Source organism: Paracoccus sp. UBA5162 (assembly GCF_002413585.1).
Classification (GTDB): Bacteria; Pseudomonadota; Alphaproteobacteria; order Rhodobacterales; family Rhodobacteraceae; genus Paracoccus.
Genome location: NZ_DHXG01000100.1, coordinates 1,018 through 22,308 on the forward strand (window position 1 = coordinate 1,018; position 21,291 = coordinate 22,308).

21 protein-coding genes are annotated in these 21,291 nt (G+C 66.4%); 10 read left to right on the forward strand and 11 right to left on the reverse strand.

What is annotated here, in order from left to right; genetic code table 11:
- Positions 1-395: 395 nt before the first annotated feature.
- From B4A72_RS15915 to B4A72_RS15940, 6 genes are all read left to right on the forward strand, one after another.
- Positions 396-1,433, forward strand: coding sequence for a tyrosine-type recombinase/integrase (locus B4A72_RS15915; RefSeq protein WP_292979105.1), 1,038 nt, complete (start codon positions 396-398; stop codon positions 1,431-1,433).
- A 223-nt stretch (positions 1,434-1,656) separates the two neighbouring features.
- Entirely contained in the window at positions 1,657-2,739 is a 1,083-nt protein-coding gene (locus B4A72_RS15920) for a tricarboxylate transporter (RefSeq protein WP_292950686.1), read from the forward strand.
- 79 nt (positions 2,740-2,818) lie between these two features.
- Positions 2,819-4,831, forward strand: a complete 2,013-nt coding sequence (locus B4A72_RS15925; protein WP_292950688.1) for a tripartite tricarboxylate transporter permease — start codon at positions 2,819-2,821, stop codon at positions 4,829-4,831.
- A gap of 10 nt (positions 4,832-4,841) precedes the next feature.
- A complete protein-coding gene (locus tag B4A72_RS15930) occupies positions 4,842-5,936 on the forward strand; it encodes a 4-oxalomesaconate tautomerase (RefSeq protein WP_292950690.1) in 1,095 nt (364 codons plus the stop codon).
- Between the two features lie 2 nt (positions 5,937-5,938).
- Positions 5,939-7,615 carry a thiamine pyrophosphate-binding protein gene (locus tag B4A72_RS15935; protein ID WP_292979107.1) on the forward strand — a complete coding sequence of 559 codons (1,677 nt, stop codon included), beginning with the start codon at positions 5,939-5,941 and terminating at the stop codon, positions 7,613-7,615.
- Positions 7,612-8,604: an NAD(P)-dependent oxidoreductase gene (locus B4A72_RS15940; RefSeq protein ID WP_292950694.1), complete on the forward strand. Its 993-nt coding sequence runs from the start codon at positions 7,612-7,614 to the stop codon at positions 8,602-8,604. Before B4A72_RS15935 ends, B4A72_RS15940 begins: the two co-directional genes overlap by 4 nt.
- On the opposite strand, the gene B4A72_RS15945 is transcribed toward B4A72_RS15940, so the two are convergent.
- Positions 8,570-9,505: a LysR family transcriptional regulator gene (locus B4A72_RS15945; RefSeq protein ID WP_292979109.1), complete on the reverse strand. Its 936-nt coding sequence runs from the start codon at positions 9,503-9,505 to the stop codon at positions 8,570-8,572. The genes B4A72_RS15940 and B4A72_RS15945 overlap by 35 nt on opposite strands.
- A gap of 68 nt (positions 9,506-9,573) precedes the next feature.
- Between B4A72_RS15945 and B4A72_RS15950 the strand changes: the two genes are divergently transcribed.
- The 4 genes from B4A72_RS15950 (at position 9,574) to B4A72_RS15965 (ending at position 13,493) form a co-directional block, all read left to right on the forward strand.
- Positions 9,574-10,335 carry a sulfite exporter TauE/SafE family protein gene (locus B4A72_RS15950; RefSeq protein WP_292950698.1) on the forward strand — a complete coding sequence of 254 codons (762 nt, stop codon included), beginning with the start codon at positions 9,574-9,576 and terminating at the stop codon, positions 10,333-10,335.
- Between the two features lie 16 nt (positions 10,336-10,351).
- Complete coding sequence (locus B4A72_RS15955) at positions 10,352-11,434, forward strand: isocitrate/isopropylmalate dehydrogenase family protein (protein WP_292979111.1); 1,083 nt, start codon at positions 10,352-10,354, stop codon at positions 11,432-11,434.
- A gap of 117 nt (positions 11,435-11,551) precedes the next feature.
- Positions 11,552-12,139, forward strand: coding sequence for a LolA family protein (locus tag B4A72_RS15960; protein WP_292951243.1), 588 nt, complete (start codon positions 11,552-11,554; stop codon positions 12,137-12,139).
- Positions 12,140-12,242: 103 nt separating this feature from the next.
- Entirely contained in the window at positions 12,243-13,493 is a 1,251-nt protein-coding gene (locus B4A72_RS15965) for an MFS transporter (RefSeq protein WP_292951246.1), read from the forward strand.
- Positions 13,494-13,510: 17 nt separating this feature from the next.
- Here B4A72_RS15965 and B4A72_RS15970 read toward each other — a convergent pair whose 3' ends face one another.
- The 10 genes from B4A72_RS15970 to B4A72_RS16015 form a co-directional block, all read right to left on the reverse strand.
- Positions 13,511-14,104 carry a hypothetical protein gene (locus B4A72_RS15970; RefSeq protein WP_292951249.1) on the reverse strand — a complete coding sequence of 198 codons (594 nt, stop codon included), beginning with the start codon at positions 14,102-14,104 and terminating at the stop codon, positions 13,511-13,513.
- Complete coding sequence (locus B4A72_RS15975; RefSeq protein ID WP_292951252.1) at positions 14,101-14,925, reverse strand: ABC transporter permease; 825 nt, start codon at positions 14,923-14,925, stop codon at positions 14,101-14,103. Before B4A72_RS15975 ends, B4A72_RS15970 begins: the two co-directional genes overlap by 4 nt.
- On the reverse strand, positions 14,922-15,644 hold the full coding sequence (locus B4A72_RS15980) for an ABC transporter ATP-binding protein (protein ID WP_292951255.1): 723 nt from the start codon (positions 15,642-15,644) through the stop codon (positions 14,922-14,924). Before B4A72_RS15980 ends, B4A72_RS15975 begins: the two co-directional genes overlap by 4 nt.
- A gap of 8 nt (positions 15,645-15,652) precedes the next feature.
- Complete coding sequence (locus tag B4A72_RS15985; protein WP_292979113.1) at positions 15,653-16,228, reverse strand: hypothetical protein; 576 nt, start codon at positions 16,226-16,228, stop codon at positions 15,653-15,655.
- Between the two features lie 24 nt (positions 16,229-16,252).
- Positions 16,253-17,218 (reverse strand): YVTN family beta-propeller repeat protein, encoded by a 966-nt coding sequence (locus B4A72_RS15990; protein ID WP_292951261.1) that lies wholly within the window; start codon positions 17,216-17,218, stop codon positions 16,253-16,255.
- A 10-nt stretch (positions 17,219-17,228) separates the two neighbouring features.
- Positions 17,229-18,419, reverse strand: a complete 1,191-nt coding sequence (locus tag B4A72_RS15995; RefSeq protein WP_414692122.1) for an ABC transporter substrate-binding protein — start codon at positions 18,417-18,419, stop codon at positions 17,229-17,231.
- A 187-nt stretch (positions 18,420-18,606) separates the two neighbouring features.
- On the reverse strand, positions 18,607-19,140 hold the full coding sequence (locus B4A72_RS16000) for a PQQ-dependent catabolism-associated CXXCW motif protein (RefSeq protein ID WP_292951264.1): 534 nt from the start codon (positions 19,138-19,140) through the stop codon (positions 18,607-18,609).
- Complete coding sequence (locus B4A72_RS16005; RefSeq protein WP_292951267.1) at positions 19,137-19,958, reverse strand: quinoprotein dehydrogenase-associated putative ABC transporter substrate-binding protein; 822 nt, start codon at positions 19,956-19,958, stop codon at positions 19,137-19,139. The genes B4A72_RS16000 and B4A72_RS16005 overlap by 4 nt, the downstream gene beginning before the upstream one ends.
- A gap of 4 nt (positions 19,959-19,962) precedes the next feature.
- Positions 19,963-20,751: a c-type cytochrome, methanol metabolism-related gene (locus B4A72_RS16200; protein ID WP_414692123.1), complete on the reverse strand. Its 789-nt coding sequence runs from the start codon at positions 20,749-20,751 to the stop codon at positions 19,963-19,965.
- Between the two features lie 112 nt (positions 20,752-20,863).
- Positions 20,864-21,291, reverse strand: a 428-nt coding sequence (locus B4A72_RS16015; protein WP_292979115.1) for a PQQ-binding-like beta-propeller repeat protein, incomplete at its 5' end; no start/stop codon positions are given.

A 21,291-nucleotide genomic window follows, 5' to 3' on the forward strand; every position in this document is an offset into this window, starting at 1 on the left:
TGGCCAGGATATGGCCAGGATTGCCGGAAATGGAATAATGATCAATATCTTCCGGAAGATCGCCAGGACGAGAAGCGCCCGAATGATGTGACCGGAGATGGCTTGACCCCCGGTAACCCCGGTTTTTGCTGATATGTGAGACCGAAAATCCTCCGATCGGCATTGACCGTTGGCACCGGGGCAGATTTCCAGACGCTTTGGATCACGCCGGTCGCGCGGCCGCAAGATTCTGTCTGTTAGGAATCACTCACCCGCTGACAAGAATCAGATAGGATCGGCACGAAAGAAATTGCATGCGGATCGCTTCGGCCCCGACCGAAATTGCCCCGCCGCCCGCGACAGGCCCCCTCATCGCATTCTTGACGCGTCCCATGCGTCACCGCATTCTCGCGTCCATGGATCTGCCTCTCGCGCCCTTCTCGCTGTCTTCCGCCGACGAGGCCGCGCTGGCCGAACTCTATCGTCGCGGCACGCCTGAAAACACGCTGCGCGCCTGGGAACGCGACCTTGCCTATATCGCCGCCTGGAAGCTGGCCCGCTTTGCCGACGACCTGTCCTGGCCCGAGGCCGAGACGGTCGCCCTGCATTTCGTTCTGGATCACGCCGCCAACCTGTCGACGGCACAGGGCCCCGCGCGGCAGGCCGCCGATACGCTGATCGCTGCCGGTCTGCGCCGCAGCCTTGCCTGTCCGGCGCCATCCACGCTGGATCGCCGCATCGCCAGCTGGCGCGCCTTTCACCGGATGAAGAACCTGCCTTCGCCCTTCGACGCGCCGCTGGTCGCGCAGGCGCGCGGCCGCGCCCGCCGCGCCGCTGCCCGGCCCCGTGCGCCCAAGTCGGGAAACCCGATCACCCGCGCCGTGCTGGAGGCGATGCTGGCCAGCTGCGACCACAGCCATCGCGGCATGCGCGACCGTGCCGCGCTGATGCTGGGCTGGGCCTCGGGCGGTCGGAGACGGTCGGAAATCGTGGCGCTGAACCGCGACGACATCGACGATCGCGACTTTCAGGACAAGGCCCTGCTGCGGATCCGCCTTCTGACCACCAAGACCACCGGACCCGAGACCGCCCCTCGCCTGCCCCTGAAGGGCCGCGCGGCCCGCGCCGTCATGGCCTGGATCGCCGCGGCCCGGATCAAGGACGGGCCGCTGTTCCGCCCGGTCAGCCTGGCCGACCGCCCGCTGCCCCGAAGGCTGTCGGCCGACGGTTTCCGGCTGATCGTGCGACACCGGCTGGAACTGGCCGGCTACCCCCCCGATTTCGCCAGCGCCCACGGGTTGCGCGCGGGCTTTCTGACCCAGGCCGCGCTGGAGGGCGCGCCGCTGGTCGCGGCGATGCAATTGTCGCTGCACCGATCGGTCAACCAGGCGCAAAGCTATTACGCCGATGTCGAGATCGCGGACAACCCGGCCACCGATTTGCTGGAGGATTGAGACCGTCCGGGGTGTCCGGGCAGCGTCGCGATCCGCGGCGTCCATCGCCCATCCGCTTGCCGTCCGTCGCGACGCAAGGAATAAGTTTCATGCATCCGACATTTCCTTAATTGCGTTTGAGTTATTGCACGGGCCTTGCCATTCTCGTCAGACCGGGTGCCATGCAGCCGGAAAATCAGCGCGCCGGAGGAGAGAGAGGCGCGCATACCAACGGGAGGAATTCATGAAACGTTCGTTCATTCTGACGGCGATGGCGGCGGCTGCGGTCGCCGCAGCGGCGCAGACCGCCGCCGCGCAATCCTTCGACGGCAAGACGGTCGAATACACCATTCCCTTTTCGGAATCGGGCGGATCGGCGCAATGGGCCAATTTCTACGCGCCGCTCTTGTCCGAGGCGCTGCCCGGCGCGCCGACCGTGGTCGTGCGCTACCGTCCCGGCGCCGGCTCGACCGAGGGCGCGAACTGGTTTCAGGGCCAGCAGGATGAGGGCGACGGGCTGACCATCTTCGGCGATTCGGGATCGACCAAGTTTCCCTATCTTCTGGGCGATCCGCGCGTCCGCTATGAATATCGGGACTGGCAGCCGGTCCTGGCTTCGGCCACCGGCGGCGTGGTCTATCTGCCGCCGGATCTGGGCGAACGGTTCGACGGCGACATGGACGAGTTGAAGGACGAGCCGTATCTGTATGGCAGCCAGGGGGCCACGACGCTGGATCTGGTGCCGCTGCTGGCCTTCAAGATGCTGGGAATGCAGGTCGATCCTGTCTTTGGCGTCGAGGGGCGCGGTGATGGGCGGCTGATGTTCGAACGTGGCGAGGCCAATATCGATTACCAGACCTCGGCGGCCTATCTGGCCAACGTGCAGCCGCTGGTCGATGACGGACTGGCGGTGCCGATCTTTACCTGGGGCGCGCTGGACGAACAGGGCAATATCGTCCGCGACCCGACCTTCCCGGACCTGCCCAGCTTCAAGGAAGTCTGCGAGGCGACGGCGGAATGCGAAACCGAAGGTGTGGCCTGGGACGCCTACAAGGCATTCTTCGTCGCGGGCTTTGCCAACCAGAAAACCATCTTCCTGCCATCCTCGGCCTCGCAGGAGGTGGTCGATACCTATGTCAAGGCGCTGCGCGAAATCACCACTGCCGAAGACTTCAAGGATCGCGCGGTCGAGGTTCTGGGCGCCTATCCGCAGCTTGTGGGCGATGCGGCGGTCGAGGCGACCAAACAGGCCACGTCGATCACGCCTGAAGCCAAGCAATACGTTCTCGACTGGCTGAAAGAGGACTACGACATCACCCTGGAGTGATGGCCGGCGTCTTCTGCCAGCCTGCGCTGCCCGCCGATGGACGGGCGGCGCCGATTTTCCCCAGCAAACGGAGAGCGTCGTGGAGACCTTCCTGCAGGCATTGCCCAGTCTGGGTCAGGCTTTCGCCCTGATCTTCCAACCGATGCAGCTGGTCTATCTTGTCGGAGGCGTTCTGCTGGGCCTCTCGATCGGGGTGCTTCCCGGACTGGGCGGCATCGCCGGGCTCGCGCTGCTGCTGCCCTTCATGTACGGGATGGAACCGGTCTCGGGGCTGGCGCTGATGATCGGGCTGATCGCGGTCATTCCGACCTCGGACACGTTCTCGTCCGTGCTTCTGGGCATACCGGGATCATCCGCCAGCCAGGCGACGGTGCTGGACGGCTTTCCCCTGGCCAAACAGGGTCACGCCGCGCGCGCGCTGTCGGCGGCCTTCGCCTCGTCGCTGTTCGGCGGTCTGTGCGGCGCGATCGTGCTGACCTTCTTCATCCTGATCGCCCGGCCGCTGATCCTTGCATTCGGCCTGCCCGAAATGCTGATGATCACGATCCTCGGCCTGTCGATGGTCGCGATCCTTGCCGGTCGTGTGCCGCTGAAAGGTGTGGTCGCGGCCGGGCTGGGGCTGATGTTCGGCACCATCGGCGCCGCCCCAGCCGGCGGCAGCCTGCGCATGTCCACCTATGACCTGCCCTATCTGGTCGATGGCTTCCAACTGGTGATCGTGGGCCTTGGCATCTATGCGGTGCCCGAGATCGTCTCGCTTCTGCGGCAGGACAGGGCCATCGCCGAGGGCGGGACGCTGGGCGACGGCTGGACGCAGGGCGTGCGCGACTGGTGGACCCATCGCTGGCTGTCGCTGCGCTGCGCGGTGATCGGCGTGATCGTGGGTGTCATTCCCGGTCTGGGCGGATCCGTGGTGGACTGGCTGGCCTACGGATCGGCCGTGCAGACGGCAAAAGACAAGTCGCAGTTCGGCCAGGGCGACATTCGCGGGGTGATCGCGCCCGAAAGCTCGAACAACGCGAAAGAGGGCGGCGGGCTGGTGCCCACGCTGATCTTCGGCATCCCCGGATCGGGGTCGATGGCGATCTTTCTTGGCGGTCTGGCGCTGCTGAACATGACGCCGGGACCGCAGATGGTGCGCAACAATCTGGACATCACCTACACCATCGTCTGGTCGCTGGCGCTGGCCAACGTGATCGGCGCGGGGCTGTGCATCCTGCTGTCCAAATGGATCGCGCGGATGACGACGATCCGCTTTACCATCATCGCGCCCTATCTGTTCACGATCATCGCCTTCGCGGCTTTCCAGTCGCGTCAGTCGGCGCTGGATCTTGCGGCGCTGGTCGGCATCGGCATCCTGGGTATCCTGCTGCGGCGGTTCGACTTTTCGCGGCCGGCCTTCCTCATCGGTTTCGTCCTCAGCAACCAGTCCGAGATCTTCGTCAACCAGGCTTTCCAGATCGCCGGGGCCCGGTTTCGTCGCTCGTCCGAAGCCGGCTGGGATTACCTGCTGTCGCCGATCACGATCACCTTGCTGGTGCTGACAATCGTCTCGGTCATCGTGGGGATCCGGGCGTCCAAGAACATCCGCGAAAATATCGAGGCGCCGACCAGCACCAAGACCGCGCCGCTGATCTTTTTGGGCATCGTCACCGCCTATGTCGCGATCGCGACGCTGGATGCCTGGGGCGTCAGCCGCCTGCAGGACCGGGTCTTTCCGCTGACCATCGGCCTGGTGACGCTGGCGGGCGCGCTGCTGCTGCTGGCCCGGATGGCGATGACGCCCGCGACCGACGATGTCTTCATCGACCTCGAATGCGGGACCGAGGGCGAGGCACCGCACGGCCTGTGGTCGACGCTGACATGGTTCGGGGCATTGGTCGCGATGACCTTCGTGTTCGGGCTGTTCATCGCGCTGGCGATCTTTCTGCTGGCCTTCTTCCGGGTCCGGGGTCGCTTTGGCTGGCCGGGCACGCTGCTGGCCACCGCCATCGGGCTTGCCTTCATCACCGGGCTTGCGGGCTTTCTGGGGCGCGAATTGCCGCCGGGATACCTGCAGACGCTTTCCGACCTTCCCTGGCCCCTGACCTGAGGCACCCCAGATGAGCCAAACCGCGATCCCCTATCATTTCCTGCGCGGCGGCACCTCGCGCGGACCCTATCTTCGCCGCAGCGATCTGCCGCAGGACCAGCAGACGCTGTCGCAGGTGCTGATGGCCATCGTCGGCGCAGGCCATCCGCTGAACATCGACGGCATCGGCGGCGGCAACGCCGTCACCACCAAGGTCGCGATGCTGTCGCCGTCGGAACGCGCCGATTGCGATATCGACTATTACTTCGCGCAGGTCGCCGTCGACCGGCGCGAGGTCGATTACCGCCCGACCTGCGGAAACATCCTCGTGGGCGTCGGTCCCGCCGCGATCGAGATGGGTCTGATCGCGGCGCGGGACGACGAGACGGTCGTGCGCATCCACGCGGTCAATACCGGCGCGGTGGTCGAGGCGCGGATCCAGACGCCGGGCGGTCAGGTCCGATATGGCGGCAGCACCGAAATCGCCGGCGTGCCCGGCAGTGCCGCGCCGATCGCGCTTGGCTTCATGGAAACGGTGGGATCGGTCACCGGCGCCTTGCTGCCCACCGGCAGGCTGCGCGACGTCATCGACGGGATCGAGGTGACCTGCATGGATGTCGCCATGCCGGTGATGATGGCGCGGGCGGCGGATTTCGGCCTGACCGGCCATGAAAGCCAGGCCGAGCTGGACGAAAGGCGCGACTTCTATGACCGGGTGGAGCCGATCCGCCTCAAGGCCGGGCGGATGATGGGCCTTGGCGACGTGTCGCAATCGGTCACGCCCAAGATCACCCTGCTGGCCGCACCGCGCCATGGCGGCACCATCGCCGCGCGCTATTTCATGCCGTGGTCCTGCCATCCCTCGATGGCGGTGACCGGCGCGCAATGCATCGCCGCCTGCGCGATCACGCCCGGCACCGTGGCCGACGGCCTGGTGGATTCGGCCGCGCGGGGGCCATCGCCCGTCAATATCGGCATCGAACACGCCACCGGGACCTTCGATGTGCTGGTCGATTTCCGGCGCGATGGCGATGCGGTCGCGATCCGGTCGGCCGGGGTGGTCCGCACCGCGCGCCTGCTGGCACGGGGCGAGGTCCTGATTCCGGCGACCATCTGGACGCGCTGAGGATGCATCTGTTCGAACATCTGGCCGATTGCTTCGTCGCCGAAGGGGTCGATACCTGCTTTGCGCTGCTGGGCGATGCCAACATGAACTGGGCCACCGCGCTTGCCGGGCGCGGGGTCGCCATGACCTATGTCCGCCACGAACATTGCGCCGTGGCCGCCGCGACCGCCTTTGCGCGCAAGTCCGGCCGGGTCGGTGTCGCGACCGTGACCTGCGGGCCGGGGCTGACGCAGGTCCTGACCGCCCTGCCCGCCGCCGCGCGCGCCCGGCTGCCGCTGGTCATCTTCGCGGGCGAGGCGCCGCTGGGCGCGGCATGGTACAACCAGGCCATCGACCAGGCGCCCTTCATCGCCGCGACCGGGGCCCGCTACCGGGCTCTGCACCACGTCCCGCGCATGGCCGAGGCGATCCGCGACGCTTTTGTCGAGGCGAAAGAGACGCGCGGCCCCGTCGTCCTCGGCGTGCCCTTCGATCTGCAGGCCAGGCAGATCGCGCCGCCGGCATGCCTGCCCCGGCCATCGGCGGAGATCATGCCGCGAACGGGGCCGATTCCCCCCGGCAGCGACGATCTGGATGCGCTGCTGGCGGAAATCGACGCGGCCCGGCGTGTCGTCATCATGGCCGGTCTTGGTGCCGCCGATGCCGATGCCGCCGCATCCTGCCGCGATCTGGGCGACCGGATCGGCGCGCTGATGGCCACGACCCTGCCCGCGCGCGGCCTGTTTCACGGCGATGCCTTCTCGCTGGGCATTGCGGGCGGCTTCTCGACCGCGCTGGCCCGATCGCTGTTTGCCCAGGCCGATCTGGTCCTGGCTTTCGGATGCAGCCTGACCCAGCACAACCTGGACAAGGGCAAGCTGTTCCCCAAGGCCCGCATCGTGCAGATCGACACCGCGCCCCGCGCGGTCAGTCAGGGCATGGTGGCTGCCGAACGGCATCTGCGATCGGATGCGCGGCTGGCGGCGCAGGCGCTGGCGCGCCGCGCCTCGCCACGGCAGGGCTGGCGCAGCGCGGACTTGGCCGATGCCATCGCGACGACGCCCGCCGATACCGCGACATTCCCGGCCCAGCCGGGCCTGCTGGATCCGCGCGATGTGGTCTCGGTGCTGGACAAGGTGTTGCCGATGGACTGGCAGATGGTCAATTCATCGGGCCATTGTTCGTTCTTCTTCGCGCAGATGGATCGGCCCTGGGACCGCTTTCTGACCATCCGCGAATTCGGCGCGATCGGCAACGGCATCGCCTATGCGATGGGCGTTGCCGCCGCGCGGCCGGGCGAAAGGATCGTCCTGCTCGACGGGGACGGATCGGTGCTGATGCACATTCAGGAGTTGGAGACACTCCGCCGCCACGGCCTGGATATCCTGATCTGCGTGCTGAACGACGGTGCCTACGGATCCGAGATCCACAAGCTGCGCCACGAGGGTCTGTCGGATGCCGGCGCGGTCTTCGGCCGGACCGATCTGGCCGCGATCGCGCGCGGTTTCGGCATCGCGGGATACCGTGTCGACGACCTGTCGGCGCTGCCCGGCATCGTCGAGCGGTTTGCCGCCCGGCGCGGACCGATGCTGATCGACGTTCCGGTATCCGACATGGTGGCATCGCCGGTCATCCGGCGCGCCCATCCCGACGGCCATAGCGGAACCGAACACCCTGTCGCGATCGAGGCATTCCTGTGAAGGTCCATATTCTTGACGACTGGTATGACAGCCTGCGCGGCTTGCCCTCGTTCGGGCTGCTGGCCGGCCACGAGGTCACGATCTGGACCGACCGCGCCGCCGATGACGAGGTTCTGGCCCGGCGCCTGTCGGATGCCGATGCGGTCGTGCTGTTTCGCGACCGGACGGCGGTGACCGCCTCTCTGGCCGCCCGGCTGCAGGGCGGTCCCCGGCTGATCGCGATGCGGGGGCAGCATGGCCATGTCGATGCCGATGCGCTGACCCGCGCCGGCATCCTGTTCTGCGCCCGAAAGGCACGCGACGGGGCATCGCGATCCACGGCGGAACTGACCATGGGGCTGGTGATCGCGGGGCTGCGTTATCTGCCCGACCAGATCGCCTCGGCCCGGGCCGGGCATTGGCAGGGCGCCGCGCCGCTGGGCCGCAACGTCGCGGGCCAGAGACTGGGGCTTTACGGCTATGGCGGGATCGCGAAACTGGTTGCGGGCTTTGCCCGCGCAATGGGCATGGAAGTGCGGTTCTGGGCATCCGATCAGGGCCGCGACCGCGCCGCCGCCGATGGCGAGGACCTGCCCGCCACGCGGCGGGATTTTTTCGCGCAATCCGACGTGGTATCGATCCACAAGCGGCTGACGCCCGACACGCGGGCCGAGATCACGCAAGGCGACCTGATGGCGATGCGCCCCGGTTCGCTGCTGATCAACACCTCGCGGGCCGGGCTGATCGCCGAGGGCGCGGTCTTGCAGGCGCTGGAGGCGGGGCGGATCGAACGCGCCGCGCTGGACGTGTTCCCGCAAGAGCCGGTGACCGACCCGGCCGACCCGCTGCTGTCCCATCCCGGCGTCATCCCGACCCCCCATATCGGCTTCATCACCCGCGAGGAACTGGACCGGCAGTTCGGCCAGATCTACGATCTGGTGAACGCCCATGCGCGGGGCGAGCCCTTCGACATGGTCAATCCCGCGGTCTGGACGCGCGATCGGAACTGACATCGACATGGGCCGAAAACCGTTCCAGCATCTCGGCCGTGATCAGGCCCAGCAATTCGCTGGCCTGGCCCGAGATCGGAACCGCGCGCCGCGACACGATGCCCAGCGTGCGCTGCAGCCGGACTCCGTGAAAGGGAAGCGCGACCAGCGAGGCCGGCGCCATGCCGATGGCGCTGCGCGGAAGGATGGTCAGCGCCACGCCCGCATTGACAAGGCGCATTGCCATGGTCGCGTTCTGGACCTCGAAATGCCAGTGCAGGTGGTCGCGCAGATCGCCGAAGGCCGCGTCCAGCAATTGCCGGTTCTTCGATTGCGACCGGATCCTGGCCAGCCTGGGACCGATCAGATCCGGCAGACCGACATGAGGCTTGCCGGCCAGGGGATGATCGTGGCGCACGAACAGGTGGTATTCTTCGTCCACCAAGGGACGAAGCCGCAGGTCGGCCAGTTCGGCCGACATGATGGTCACGCCGAATTCCGCCTCGCCGCTTCTGACCGCCTCGGAAATCTGCGCGACGGGGATGTCCAGCACCTCGAACGAGATTTCGGGCCGGCGCGCCGCCATTCTGTCCAGCACTCCGCCAAGCAGCACATTCGCGATCGAGGGCAGGCAGGCAAAGGCCAGCCGCCTGGCCTTCCGCTGCGCGCCGGTCCGCACGGATTCATAGGTATCCTGCAACGCCTTCAGCAGCGCCCGCGCCTCGGGCAGCAGCCCCTGGCCGATCGCGGTCAGCGACACCTCGCGGCTGGTCCGGATCAGCAGCGCCGCGCCCAGATCCTGTTCGATCTTGCGCAGCCGATGCGACAGCGCCGCCTGACTGAGGCTGAGCGAATCGGCGGCGCGATGGAACGAGCCATGGTCCGCGATCGCCACGAAGGCCTCGAGGCCAAGATAATCCACGCGCATCCTCGCCGCCCCCATCCGGCGGGCTACAGGCTACAACCTGCGCCCACAGGGGCAAGCCCGCGATGATCCCCGCATGGTTCCTGCCCGACGGGATGACCGACATCGTCTTTCTGGTCCTTGTCGCGACCAGCTTCGCGGCTTCGCTGATCACCGTGGCCTTCGGCATCGGCGGCGGCGGCGTCCTGCTGGCGGTGATGGCGATCCTGGTGCCGCCCGCCGCGCTGATCCCGACACATGGCGTGATCCAGATCGGATCGAATCTGGGCCGGGCGCTGATCACGTTCGGCAGGATCTTCTGGCCCGCGATCCCGGCCTTCGCGGCGGGCTCGGTCATCGGCGCGGCGGCGGGAGGTGCCATCGTGGTCAGCCTGCCGCCGGCCTGGGTGCAGATCGGCGTCGGCTGTTTCGTGATCTGGTCGGTGATCGGGCGACCGCCCAGCGGATTGCGCGACTGGCCGCTGCTGGTGGGGGCGGTGTCCAGCTTTCTGACCATGTTCTTCGGGGCGACGGGGCTGTTCGTCGCCACCTATACGAAATCGCATAATCTGCCGCGCCATGCCCATGTCGCCACCCACGCGACGCTGATGACGGTGCAGCACGGCGTCAAGACAATGGCCTTCGGCCTGCTGGGCTTTGCCTTCGCGCATTGGCTGGCCTTTGTCGCGGTGATGATCGCGGCGGGCTTTCTTGGCACGCTGGCGGGAAAGCTGCTGCTGAACCGGATCGATGACCACGGCTTTCGCCGGGCCCTGGACGCGATCCTCATCATTCTGTCGATCCAGCTGATCGTGGCGGGATTGCGAAAGCTGACCTTGTCTGACTGATGCCCGGAGAAAGTCGATGACACGAACCACCCTTGCCCTGATGCCCGGCGACGGCATCGGCCCCGAGATCGCCGCCGCGACTCGCGTCGTGCTGGAGGCCGCGTCCGACCGCTTTGATCTGGACCTGGCATTCCGCGTGATCGAGGTCGGTTTCGCCGCCCTGGAGGCGACCGGCAGCACCTTTCCCGAAACGGCGTTCAAGGCCATCGAAGGCTGCGACGGGATCGTCCTGGGCCCGGTCTCGCACAATGCCTATCCCACGCGCGAGGACGGCGGGCTGAACCCGTCGGGCGAATTGCGCAAAAGACTGGATCTGTTCGCCAATATCCGCCCCGCCCGCAGCCGCGCGGGAATCGTCCCGCGTGCCGGAACGCCGCTGGATCTGGTGATCGTTCGCGAGAATACCGAAGGCTTCTACGCCGACCGCAACCTTCATCGCGGCCCGGGCGAGATCATGGTGACGCCGGACGTCTCGCTGGCCTTCAGGCGGATCACCCGCGACGCATCGATGCGGATCGCGCGACAGGCTTTCGCGCTGGCGGAAACACGGGGCCGACATGTGACCGCGGTTCACAAGGCGAATGTGATGCGTGTCAGCGACGGTCTGTTTCTGGAATGCTGCCGGTCGGTGGCCGCGGATTATCCCGACACGCGCTATGATGAAAGCCTTGTCGATGCGATGTGCGCCCATCTGGTGCGATCGCCCGATCTCTACGACGTGATCGTGACCACCAACATGTTCGGAGACATCCTGTCGGATCTGGCCGCGGAACTGGCAGGCGGGCTGGGCCTTGCGGCGTCGCTGAACGCCGGAGAAAGAATGGCGATGGCGCAGGCGCAGCACGGCTCGGCGCCCGATCTGGCAGGCCGGGACATCGCCAATCCCGCCTCGCTGATCGGATCGGCGGGGATGCTGCTTGTCTGGCTGGGCGCGCGGCGCGGGGATGATGCGATGCAGGCGGCCGGGGCGGCGATCGAAGCGGCACTGGAAGAATGCCTGACCTCGCCCGGTCACAGGACCCGCGATCTGGGCGGCCGGGCCGGCACGCGCGACCTGGCCCACGCGGTCGGCGCAAGGCTGACGGACAAGACGGTCTGACATCGTTCAGCGCGGCGGCCGTACCGGGGAACCGTCACATCGGCGCGAGCGTTCGCGGCAGATGCCATCCGCCAGACGTGATGTGCAGATGCCACGGAAAAGGATAGAATTGGCGACATGAACAGACGCATCTTCGCCTTCGCGCCCGCCGCCGCCCTCCTCGTTCTTGGTCTTGGCCTTGGCAGCCCGGCCTTGGCCGAAAAGATTCCGCTGAACGAGATCTCTCGCTATCTCAACGGCCTCACGACCGCGACCTCGGACTTTACGCAGGTCAATCCGGACGGCACGATGTCAACCGGAACCGTGTATATCCGCCGTCCGGGCAGGGTCCGGTTCGAATACAACAACGACAAGACACTGGTCGTGGCCTCGGGCGGCAACGTGACCGTCGTCGATCCGAAATCGAACGGCGGTCCGCAGCAATATCCGCTGTCCAGAACCCCGCTGTCGATCATCCTGGCCCGGAACGTCGATCTGGGCCGGGCCAACATGGTCACCGGCTACGCCGAGGCGAAGAATTCGACCGTGGTGACGGCCCAGGATCCCGCCAATCCGCAATACGGCAATATCCAGTTGGTCTTCACCAGTCCGACCGAACTGCGGCAATGGATCGTGACCGACGACAGCGGCCAGAAGACGACGGTGATCCTGGGCGAGATGCGCAAGGGCGTCTCGATCCCGGATTCGAAATTCGTGATGCGCTGAGCCGCGCGTCCGGGACCGATCGCTGTCATCCAGACAGCGATCTTGACCTTTTCGGCGAAAGGCCGCAACGCTGCGGCGAGAACTTGCCGCAGGGGTTATCGCCATGTCGATGTCGGCCCGCCTTTTCACCCCGATCCTGGTCGGCGGCTCGCTGATCCTGCTGATCAATTTTGCGCTGCGGGCCAGTTTCGGCGTCTTCCAGATACCGATCGGCGCGGAATTCGGCTGGCCGCGCGCCGAGTTCAGCCTTGCCATCGCGATCCAGAACCTGGCCTGGGGGATCGGCCAGCCGATCTTCGGCGCCATGGCCGAACGCTGGGGCGACCGGCCGGCGGTCATCCTTGGCGCGCTGCTGTATTCCACGGGGCTGATCCTCAGCGCCTACGCGACCACGCCCGCGACGATGCAGCTGCTGGAGATACTGGTCGGCTTCGGCATCGCGGGAACGGGTTTCGGTGTCATCCTTGCGGTGGTCGGCCGCGCCGCCAGCGACGCCAACCGCAGTCTCGCGCTTGGCATCGCCACGGCTGCGGGTTCGGCCGGGCAGGTCTTCGGGGCACCTTTGGCCGAGATGCTTCTGGGCCGTTATCCGTGGCAATCCGTGTTCATGATATTCGGCGTGATCGTGCTGACGACGCTGCTGTTCCTGCCGATGCTGGGCGGCGGCCGCCCCGCCGTTCGCAGCGAGATCGAGGAGAGCATGGGCGGCGTCTTGCGCCGCGCCTTCCGCGATCCGTCCTATCTGATGATCTTCACCGGCTTTTTCTCCTGCGGCTATCAGCTTGGCTTCATAACCGCGCATTTTCCCGCCATGATCACCGGCATGTCCGGCCCGATCTCGCCGCTGGGCACGCTGGCCAGCATCGGCATCACCACCACGTCGGCGCTTGGCGCGGCGGCGATCAGCCTGATCGGGCTGGCCAATATCGCGGGCTCGATCTTCGCGGGCTGGCTGGGCAACCGATACAGTCGGAAATACCTTCTGGCGGGGATCTATGCCCTGCGCACCATCGCCGCGGCCGCCTTCATTCTGGCGCCGATCACCCCGGCCAGCGTGGTCGCCTTCTCGCTGGTCATGGGCGGGCTGTGGCTGGCGACGGTTCCGCTGACCTCGGGCCTGGTCGCGCATCTCTACGGTCTGCGCTATATGGGAACGCTTTACGGCTTTGTCTTCCTGTCGCACCAGATCGGCTCGTTTCTGGGGGTCTGGCTGGGCGGGACGATGTACGACATCTATGGCGATTACACACTGGTCTGGTGGGTGGGCGTCGGCGTCGGCGCCTTCAGTGCCCTGATCCACCTGCCTGTTCGCGAGGCGCCCTCGCGACTTTCACCCGCAGCGCAGGCCGCCTGAAACGGCGCCGCCGCCGATCACGGCAGATGGCTGGCAATGGCGCGGGCCAGGGCAAAGACACGCTGCTCCAGGATTACCGGCGTTTCGCAGACATAGGTCAGCGATTTCTGGCGTTCGGTGAAGATGCGCTGATCCCAGTCCAGCGCCTTTTCCTCGGCGTCCATGGCATCGAAGTCGGGATTTTCCTCGGCCTCCAGCCGGGCCATCCGGCTCCGGCGATCCTCGATCATCTTCGCCAGTGCGACCTGTTTTTGACCATAGCGCGCGATCCCGGCGATCAGCGCGCTGCGCTCGGATTCGATCCGGTCGAAAATGGCCTGCATCAGCGCGGTCAGCCGGGCCGCATCGGCATCCCGGGCGAAATCGGCGATGTCCTTTTCGGCCTGCTCGATCGGCAGGCGACGCTGTTCCAGTCGATCGGCCAGATCCGCGATCCGGGGATCCGCCGCCAGGCTCAGCACGGCCTGGTCCGGCACCGGTCCGGCCCAGACCTGACCCAGCGAAAGCCGCGGCTGTTTGGGTTGGATACAGGGCCATGTCGGATCGGTCCCGCTGGCCGCCAGGGCGGGGCCGGCGACCAGACAGGCGATCAGGACCGCAAGGATTTTCATGCTTTTCCCTTTCTGCGGGCCCAAAGGCCCTTTGACGGATCATACATGAACACCGCCCCCGCGAAGAACCCCGCCAGAAAGCCAAGGACCACCGCCAGGGACAGCCAGTTCACCTGAAGATACAACGCGAAGCGGATCAGTTCGACCGCGTGGGTAAAGGGATTCACGGCCGAGATGTCGTGCAGCAGGGTCGAGCTTTCGCCCATCCGCCACAGCGGATAGAGCGCGGAGGAGGCGAAAAACATCGGGAAGATGACGAAGTTCATGACGCCCGCGAAATTCTCCAGCTGGCGTATGGTCGAGGACAGGAAAAGCCCCATCGCCCCCAGCATCAGCCCCGACAGGATCAGCGCGGGCAGCACCGCCAGATAGCCCCAGGGCGGCGGCTGCACGTCCCAGAACCATGCGATCGCCAGGAAGGTATAGACTTGGATGATCGAAACCAGGACCCCCGCAACCAGTTTCGAGGCCAGCAGGAACCAGCGCGGGAACGGGCTGACCAGCAGGGTCCGCATGGCGCCGGTGTCGCGGTCATAGACCATCGACAGCGAGGATTGCATTCCGTTGAACAGCTGGATCATCGCGCACAGTCCCGGCGTCACGTAAACCTCGTAGAGCACATAGGTCTGATAGGGCGGCGTGATCGACAAGCCAAGGACGGCGCGGAACCCGGCCGCGAAGATGAACAGCCAGACCAGCGGCCGCACCAGCGCCGCCAGGAAGCGGCCGCGCTGGTTGACGAAGCGCAGCGTCTCGCGCCGGGCGATGCCCAGAAAGGCCGTCGCCCACGCCGCGGCCGGGAAGGCGCGGTCGCCGCTCATGCCGGGGTGCCGGTCAGGCTCAGAAAGGCCTGGGTCAGTCCTTGCCGGCCGGCAATGTTCGAGGCGCGGCCCCGGCGCAGGATCTGGCCCTGATGCAGGATCACCAGATCGTCGTCGGGCTGGATCTCGTCCATGATGTGGGTGGCCCACAGCGCCGAGACGCCCTGTTCGGCGATCAGCCGGCGGGTCAGGGCCAGCACCTCGGCGCGCGATTTCACGTCAAGGCCGACGGTCGCCTCGTCCAGCAGCAGGATATCGGGGCGGTGAATCAGGGCGCGGGCGATTTCGGCCCGCCTGGTCTGTCCGCCCGACAGGGCGCTGACCCGGTCGCCGCCCTTGTCGGTCAGGCCGGCCTGATCCAGAACCTCGGCGATGCGCACCCGTGCCTCGGCCCGGCCGATCCCATGCAACGCGGCGTGGTAGGCAAGGTTCTGGCGCACGCTCAGATCGGCGTCCAGCGCGCGGCTTTGAAACACGATACCCAGCCGCGCCAGGGCCTGCCGCGGCGCGCGGCGCAGATCGTGGCCGGCAACCCGGATGGTGCCCGAAGTATTGTCGTAGAGCCGGGTGATCAGCGAGAAAAGGGTCGTCTTGCCCGCCCCGTTCACCCCCAGCAGCGCGGTAAAGCCGCCGCGCGGCACGTGCAGCGACACGTCGGTCAGCGCCGCGACGCTGCCGAAGGAATGGCTGACCCTGTCGATGTCCAGTGCGGCGGTCACGAAAGCCCCTACCGGATGGTGAAGACGGCCCGCTGGGTGTCCCCGCGCGCACCGGGAATGGACAGCGTGTATCGGCCCGGCAGAATGGCCACGAAGCTGATCGAGGCGGTGCCGGCCTCGTCGAATTCAAGGCTGTGCACGCCCGTCGGCCGGATCTCGATCCCGTTCACGACGATTTCGTTCACCCAGATCGCGCGAAAGAAATCGCCGCCCGACAGGCCCAGTTCCTGACTGCCATCGGCGTTGATGTCGATCCGGTAATACCCGCCCGAGGACAGCGTGTAATCGCCGCTTGCGACCGGCTGTCCGGCAGCCATCGTCAGCGGCGCCAGATCGGCGCGGTTGTCCGAGGACAGAAGCCCCGCCAATCCGTAATCGAACTTGCCCTTCGCCTCGTGGATGCCGGCGGCCGCGTCCGTCGGTGCCGCGTCATCGTCGTCGCCATCTTCGGGGGCGGTCGGCCCGGACCGGGATTCCCCGGCCGGGGCATCTGCGGCAGGAACGGCGTCCTGCGCCATGGCGGGCGCGCCCGTCAGGACAGCGGCCATCAGGATCGCCAACAGGCGGGTCGGATTCGGCTTCATTCTCTGCCTTTCCTTTTCTCTGGGCTAATGCGGGCCGGGCGCGATCACCACGCCCCAGGGCTGCTGACCCACGGGAATGGACTTGACGACCTTTTCCCTGGCCACATCGATGATCGAGACGTCGTTGGAGTTGCCGTTCGTGGTGAACAGGTATTTCTGGTCCGGCGTGAAGGCCATCTGCCAGACACGCTGGCCGACCAGCAGGTAATCCCGCACCTCGTCGGACTTGCCGTCGATCACGGCCACGCGGTTGGCGGGGCCAAGCGCCACGAAGACCCTGCTGCCGTCATCGGTGACGCGGACGCCGACCGGCTGGATCGCTTCGGGCAGCACACCGGGAATCTCGAATCCGATCTTGTCGATGATCTGCTGGGTGGACGGGTCGATGACGCTGACCGTGCCGCCGATCTCGGCGCTGACATAAAGCTTGGTTCCGTCGCGATTGTATTCGGCAAAGCGCGGGCGGCTGTCCACCAGCACATTGGCAAAGATCTGAAAGCTTTCGGTGTCGATGAAATGCGCCATGTTGGTGGTTTCGGAGGTGTTGATCACCACCCTCCCGTCCGGGCTGACGCCCATCCCCTCGGGCTCGACCCCGACCGGGATCTCGGCCAGCACCTTGCGGGTTTGCGTATCGATCACCGTGACCAGGTTGTCGTCCTCGTTGGCGATGTAAAGCGGGTTGCCCGACGGGTGCAGAACGAACAGTTCCGGGTCCGGCCCCGACGGCAGCGTATACAATTCCTCCATCGTCTCGGGGTCGAAGACCCGGACCAGATCGTCGTCCGAGGCGCAGACATACAATTTCGTGCCATCGGGGCTGATGGTGATGCCGCGCGGGCGGTTGCCGACCGGATAGGTGCCGATCACCTCCTGCGTGTCGCTGTCCAGCACCGTGACGTCGTTGCTTTTTTCGTTGGTGACAAACACGCGGTTGGCTATCGCCGGGGCTGCGGCCAGGCACAGGACGAGGGTCGGAAGATATCGCATGGCGCCTCTTTCAGAACGAACATTCGGTTTCGGGACGGTCGATGCCCAGGGTATCGAGCTGGCTGACCTGGTGAAGGTATTGACCCTGCGGGCTGACCGAGGCCATCAGATCGCCGGTGGTCAGCAGGATCGGCTGGCGCAGCTGCTGATCCCAGTCGCGGATGGTCAGCTTCTGCCCCTTGAAGCCGGCGACCTCGAAGCGGTCGGACAGCAGGAAGTCGCGCAGAACCGCCGGATCGGCCGAGCCGGTGCGCGTCGCCGCCTCGCCGATCATGCGCAGTGCCAGCCATGTCTGGTAATCGACCTCGCGCATGGGGCGGCCTGCCAGTTCCTCGAACCGGTTCTGGAACTGGCTCGCGCCCCAGGCCTCCATCGCGGGATGCCAGGTTCGCGGCACCAGCCCGACGGATCCGGCGACAGGCCGCGGATCCCAGGTCTGATAGGGCAGATAGGGGGCGAAGACATCCGAATCGTCGGCCGCGATCATCACGTCATAGGCCGGCGCCCGCTGGGTGAAGACCGGCATCTGCTTTTGCACCTGCACATGCCCGGAATCGGTGCGCCTTGCACCGCCGGTATCTTCATAGACACGAGTTTCGACGATCTTCGCACCGAATTTCGAGGCCGCGCGCCGGTAGGCGTCGGCCAGATCGGTATCGGCGGGATGGCTGCCCTCGACCAGGAACCAGCGCGGCCAGTTCTTCCACATCAGGAACTGCGCCAGGGCGTCGGCGATCATCGCATGGCTGGGCGCGACATGGATGATGTTCGCCCGGCAATCCGCGCCGCGCAGGGCGTCGCCGCGCGCGCGGGCGTTCAAAATCGTCGCCCTGTCTCCGGCCCGGTCGGCCAGTGCCAGCGTGGTCTGGTCGTCGGCCAGCACGACGATGAAGGCAATGCCGGCGCCGATCAGGCTGTCCAGCGCCGCATTCGCCCCGTCGGGGCCGGTTGCGACCTCTTGGGCTTCGAAATCCTGACCCATGAAGCGACCGGTCGTGTCATTATCCTCGATCGCCAGCCGCGCGCCCGCAAAACCCAGGTCGGCCGTCGGCAGTTCCAGCCGCGAGATCGGGCGCAGCGTCTGCGCATCGACACGCAGCACGGCGGCGCGGATCAGCATCGGATCGGCCGCCCGCTGCGCCCACACCGGTGTCGCCAGCAGCAGGACCGCGACCAGAAAACCCGTGATTGCCCTGATCATGCTCCGCTCTCCCCGGATCATCGTGGGCGCAGGGCAGCGTTTGGGCAAGCCTGTTTATCTTCCCGCCGGCACCGGGAACTTATGGCTAAGCCTTTGGTCCTATGCCTTTTGTCCGAGGGCGCGGCGTCTGCCGCCCGCGCCGTCCCCGACGCCGCCACGCGCGGGATGATCGATCGTTTCGGCGTCGTCACGGCGTGACAGGAACGGCCGCGACGAGATCGGCATCCGAAGCCTGTTGCCATTCATCGGTTCCGCCCGGGAACCATTTCACCGCGTCATAGCCCATGGCCACGGCGCGTTTGGCGGCATTCCAGCTCATCCAGCAATCGGCCCGGCAGAAGATCACCAGCGGCGCGGATCTGTCGCCGCCCGAGGCGCTGGCCAGGCCGTTCCTCAGCCGCGCTTCCTCGTCCGGGGAAAGGCGTTCATAGCCGGTATCCCAAAGCCAGATCGCACCGGGGATGGTGTCGTGGCGCGGCTCCTGCCAAATGGTGCCTTCGGGCAGATCCTGGGGTTTGCGGGTCCGGGGATAGACGTCGATGAAGGCCGCGCCCTGGTCGTGCAGGTCGATCGCGCGGGCGGCATCGATAACCTCGGCGCCCTGAAGGCTGGCGGGAACGGGTGCCCCATAGGGGGCGCCGCGATAGCCTTCGGGTTCGGGAACCTCGGCGCTGGCCGAAGCGGCGAAAGCCAGCAACAGCGCCATCGCCCAGCGTGTCATGGCAGCAGTTCCTTGCCGTAATCGTCCACCAGAGGCACGCCCGCCTCGTGCAGCACCTGATTGATCTCGTCCTGACGACGGCGGATCAGGCTGTTCAGTTCGCGCTTCCATTCCTGTTCTCCCTGACGCACGCCCATCGTGATCCGGTAGGCCATCTTCGGGCCGGTGGTTTCCTTCAGCAACGGGGTGAATTGCAGATCGGGATCGTCCTTGACGCGCGGCCCGGCCAGCGGCCCCCACAGCACGGCGGCGTCATAGGTGCCGTCGCGGACGCCTTGCAGCAGGTCACCGACCGGATCCTTGACCCTGCGATCCACGAACAGATCGGCGCCGTGCATGTTCTTGGCCAGCCCCGCCCGCGCCATGATCGTGGCGGGGGGCGAGCCCGCGACGACACCCAGCGGCCGATCCTTCAGTGCCGGGTCGGTCAGACGATCGACCGAGGCCAGATCGCTGTCCTTGCGGGTCACGATGCCGAAGACCGAGGTGTAGTAATGGTTCGTGTTCTGCACCAGCTCATCGCCCTGCGCATAGCCCATCACCACGTCGCAGGTTCCGGCGCGCAGCGTCTTGGTGATGAAGCCGATGCCCGAGGGAAACCAGGTATAGCTTACCGGCTTGCCCAGCCATTCGCCGAATTTCTCGGCCAGCCGGTTCTCGAAGCCCGATCCGTCCTTCATCGACATCGGCGCATTGGCTGGATCGGCGCAGACCCGGAATTGCGTGGTCGAACGCAGATCGGCGACCTGCGCGGCGGCGGGCAGCGCGCCGCACAGGGCCAGGATCAGCGCCGGCTTGGGCCAGGGGAAGCGGATCATCGGATCACATCGACATGCAGGAATCTTCCTGCGCGGTGAATGCCTCCGATTTCGGTCCCTTCTTCGCCGGGCGTCCCCGCGGCAATTCGTCGGTGCCGCGCGCCACCAGATAGGCCCAGATGTCATCGACATAGCACCAGACGTTCTTGTTGGTGCCGAAAGCCGGCATGACCTGATTCTGCGCGGTGTTGACCTGCTTCTTGCCAGAGGCGACGATCTGCTGGAACTGATAATAGTCCAGCCGCAGGACCGAATTCTTCAGGGCCGGCGCATAGGTCGAACCCTCGCCGTCCGGGCCGTGGCAGACCATGCAATTGGACGTATAGCGGCGATAGCCGTTGAAGGTCGCGAAATCGACCGTGCCGTCCTCGGCGATCTTGAATGTCGGGATCCCGTCGGCGTTGAACCAGCGGCCGTTTTCTTCGTAATCGGGGGTGATGTCCATGCCGTTCGGCAGGGTCGTCGCGCCCTTGGCCAGATCCACCGGCTTGTCGCTGACCGTGCCGCCGTTACCGGTTGCCGCGTCCTTGCCATCCTGCGCGGCCGGAGCTGCGGCCTGTGCATTGCCCGACGTTGCGGCGGCAGCCCCCGCCCCGGCCTGCGCCGGATCGACGGCTCCGGTGCCGGTGCCGGTGGTCGTGGCGGTGGCATTTCCCGACGTGGCGGCGGCCGCGCCCGCGCCGGCCTGCGCCGGGGGCGGTGTGGTGGCGTCCGTCGCTGCGGTCTGCGCGATGGCCGCGCCGGCCAGCGATACGCCCAGGATCAGCGCCCCCAGGCTGGTGATGACTTTCATGATCGTCGTCCTCCCAATTCTCATTTGCCTGCTCTCCCCAGACAGAACCGCCCCAGTCTATCGCTGGGGCGGCCCTTTCACAGATCAACCTCGTCCGTGCGGAACGAAAGTATTAGCCCTTCGTCTCGCCCGCAGCCGGCTTCGGCTCGGCCGCCGGGGCGTTCGAGGCCACGTCGCCGGGCAGTTCGAACACCGTCAGCTGGCCGCCCAGTTCGGTATAGTCGCTGAGCGCGGCATAGCCGCCCACGGCGCCCAGACCGTCATTGGGGTTGGTCAGACCGGCCGCAAGCCCGATGCCGGCCCAGCCGCCGACGCCCGACAGCACGCCGATATATTGCTTGCCGTTGCTTTCGTAGGTCATCACGTTGCCGATGATGCCGGACGGGGTCTTGAACTTGAACAATTCGTCGCCCGTTTCGGCATCCACCGCCTTCAGATAGCCCTCCAGCGTGCCGTAGAACACGACCCCGCCCTTGGTGGCCAGAGCGCCGGACCAGACCGAGAACTGCTCGGGCAGGGACCACTTGATCTCGCCCTTGA

Excerpts from the sequence above, each read along its gene's own strand:
- B4A72_RS15995 (WP_414692122.1), bottom strand. The coding sequence starts at position 18,419 with ATGATCAGGGCAATCACGGGTTTTCTGGTCGCGGTCCTGCTGCTGGCG.
- B4A72_RS15970 (WP_292951249.1), bottom strand. The coding sequence starts at position 14,104 with ATGAAAATCCTTGCGGTCCTGATCGCCTGTCTGGTCGCCGGCCCCGCC.
- B4A72_RS15920 (WP_292950686.1), top strand. The coding sequence starts at position 1,657 with ATGAAACGTTCGTTCATTCTGACGGCGATGGCGGCGGCTGCGGTCGCC.
- B4A72_RS15930 (WP_292950690.1), top strand. The coding sequence starts at position 4,842 with ATGAGCCAAACCGCGATCCCCTATCATTTCCTGCGCGGCGGCACCTCG.
- B4A72_RS15965 (WP_292951246.1), top strand. The coding sequence starts at position 12,243 with ATGTCGATGTCGGCCCGCCTTTTCACCCCGATCCTGGTCGGCGGCTCG.
- B4A72_RS15955 (WP_292979111.1), top strand. The coding sequence starts at position 10,352 with ATGACACGAACCACCCTTGCCCTGATGCCCGGCGACGGCATCGGCCCC.
- B4A72_RS15960 (WP_292951243.1), top strand. The coding sequence starts at position 11,552 with ATGAACAGACGCATCTTCGCCTTCGCGCCCGCCGCCGCCCTCCTCGTT.
- B4A72_RS15985 (WP_292979113.1), bottom strand. The coding sequence starts at position 16,228 with ATGAAGCCGAATCCGACCCGCCTGTTGGCGATCCTGATGGCCGCTGTC.
- B4A72_RS16000 (WP_292951264.1), bottom strand. The coding sequence starts at position 19,140 with ATGACACGCTGGGCGATGGCGCTGTTGCTGGCTTTCGCCGCTTCGGCC.
- B4A72_RS16200 (WP_414692123.1), bottom strand. The coding sequence starts at position 20,751 with ATGAAAGTCATCACCAGCCTGGGGGCGCTGATCCTGGGCGTATCGCTG.
- B4A72_RS16005 (WP_292951267.1), bottom strand. The coding sequence starts at position 19,958 with ATGATCCGCTTCCCCTGGCCCAAGCCGGCGCTGATCCTGGCCCTGTGC.
- B4A72_RS15990 (WP_292951261.1), bottom strand. The coding sequence starts at position 17,218 with ATGCGATATCTTCCGACCCTCGTCCTGTGCCTGGCCGCAGCCCCGGCG.
- B4A72_RS15950 (WP_292950698.1), top strand. The coding sequence starts at position 9,574 with ATGATCCCCGCATGGTTCCTGCCCGACGGGATGACCGACATCGTCTTT.
- B4A72_RS15915 (WP_292979105.1), top strand. The coding sequence starts at position 396 with ATGGATCTGCCTCTCGCGCCCTTCTCGCTGTCTTCCGCCGACGAGGCC.
- B4A72_RS15935 (WP_292979107.1), top strand. The coding sequence starts at position 5,939 with ATGCATCTGTTCGAACATCTGGCCGATTGCTTCGTCGCCGAAGGGGTC.
- B4A72_RS15975 (WP_292951252.1), bottom strand. The coding sequence starts at position 14,925 with ATGAGCGGCGACCGCGCCTTCCCGGCCGCGGCGTGGGCGACGGCCTTT.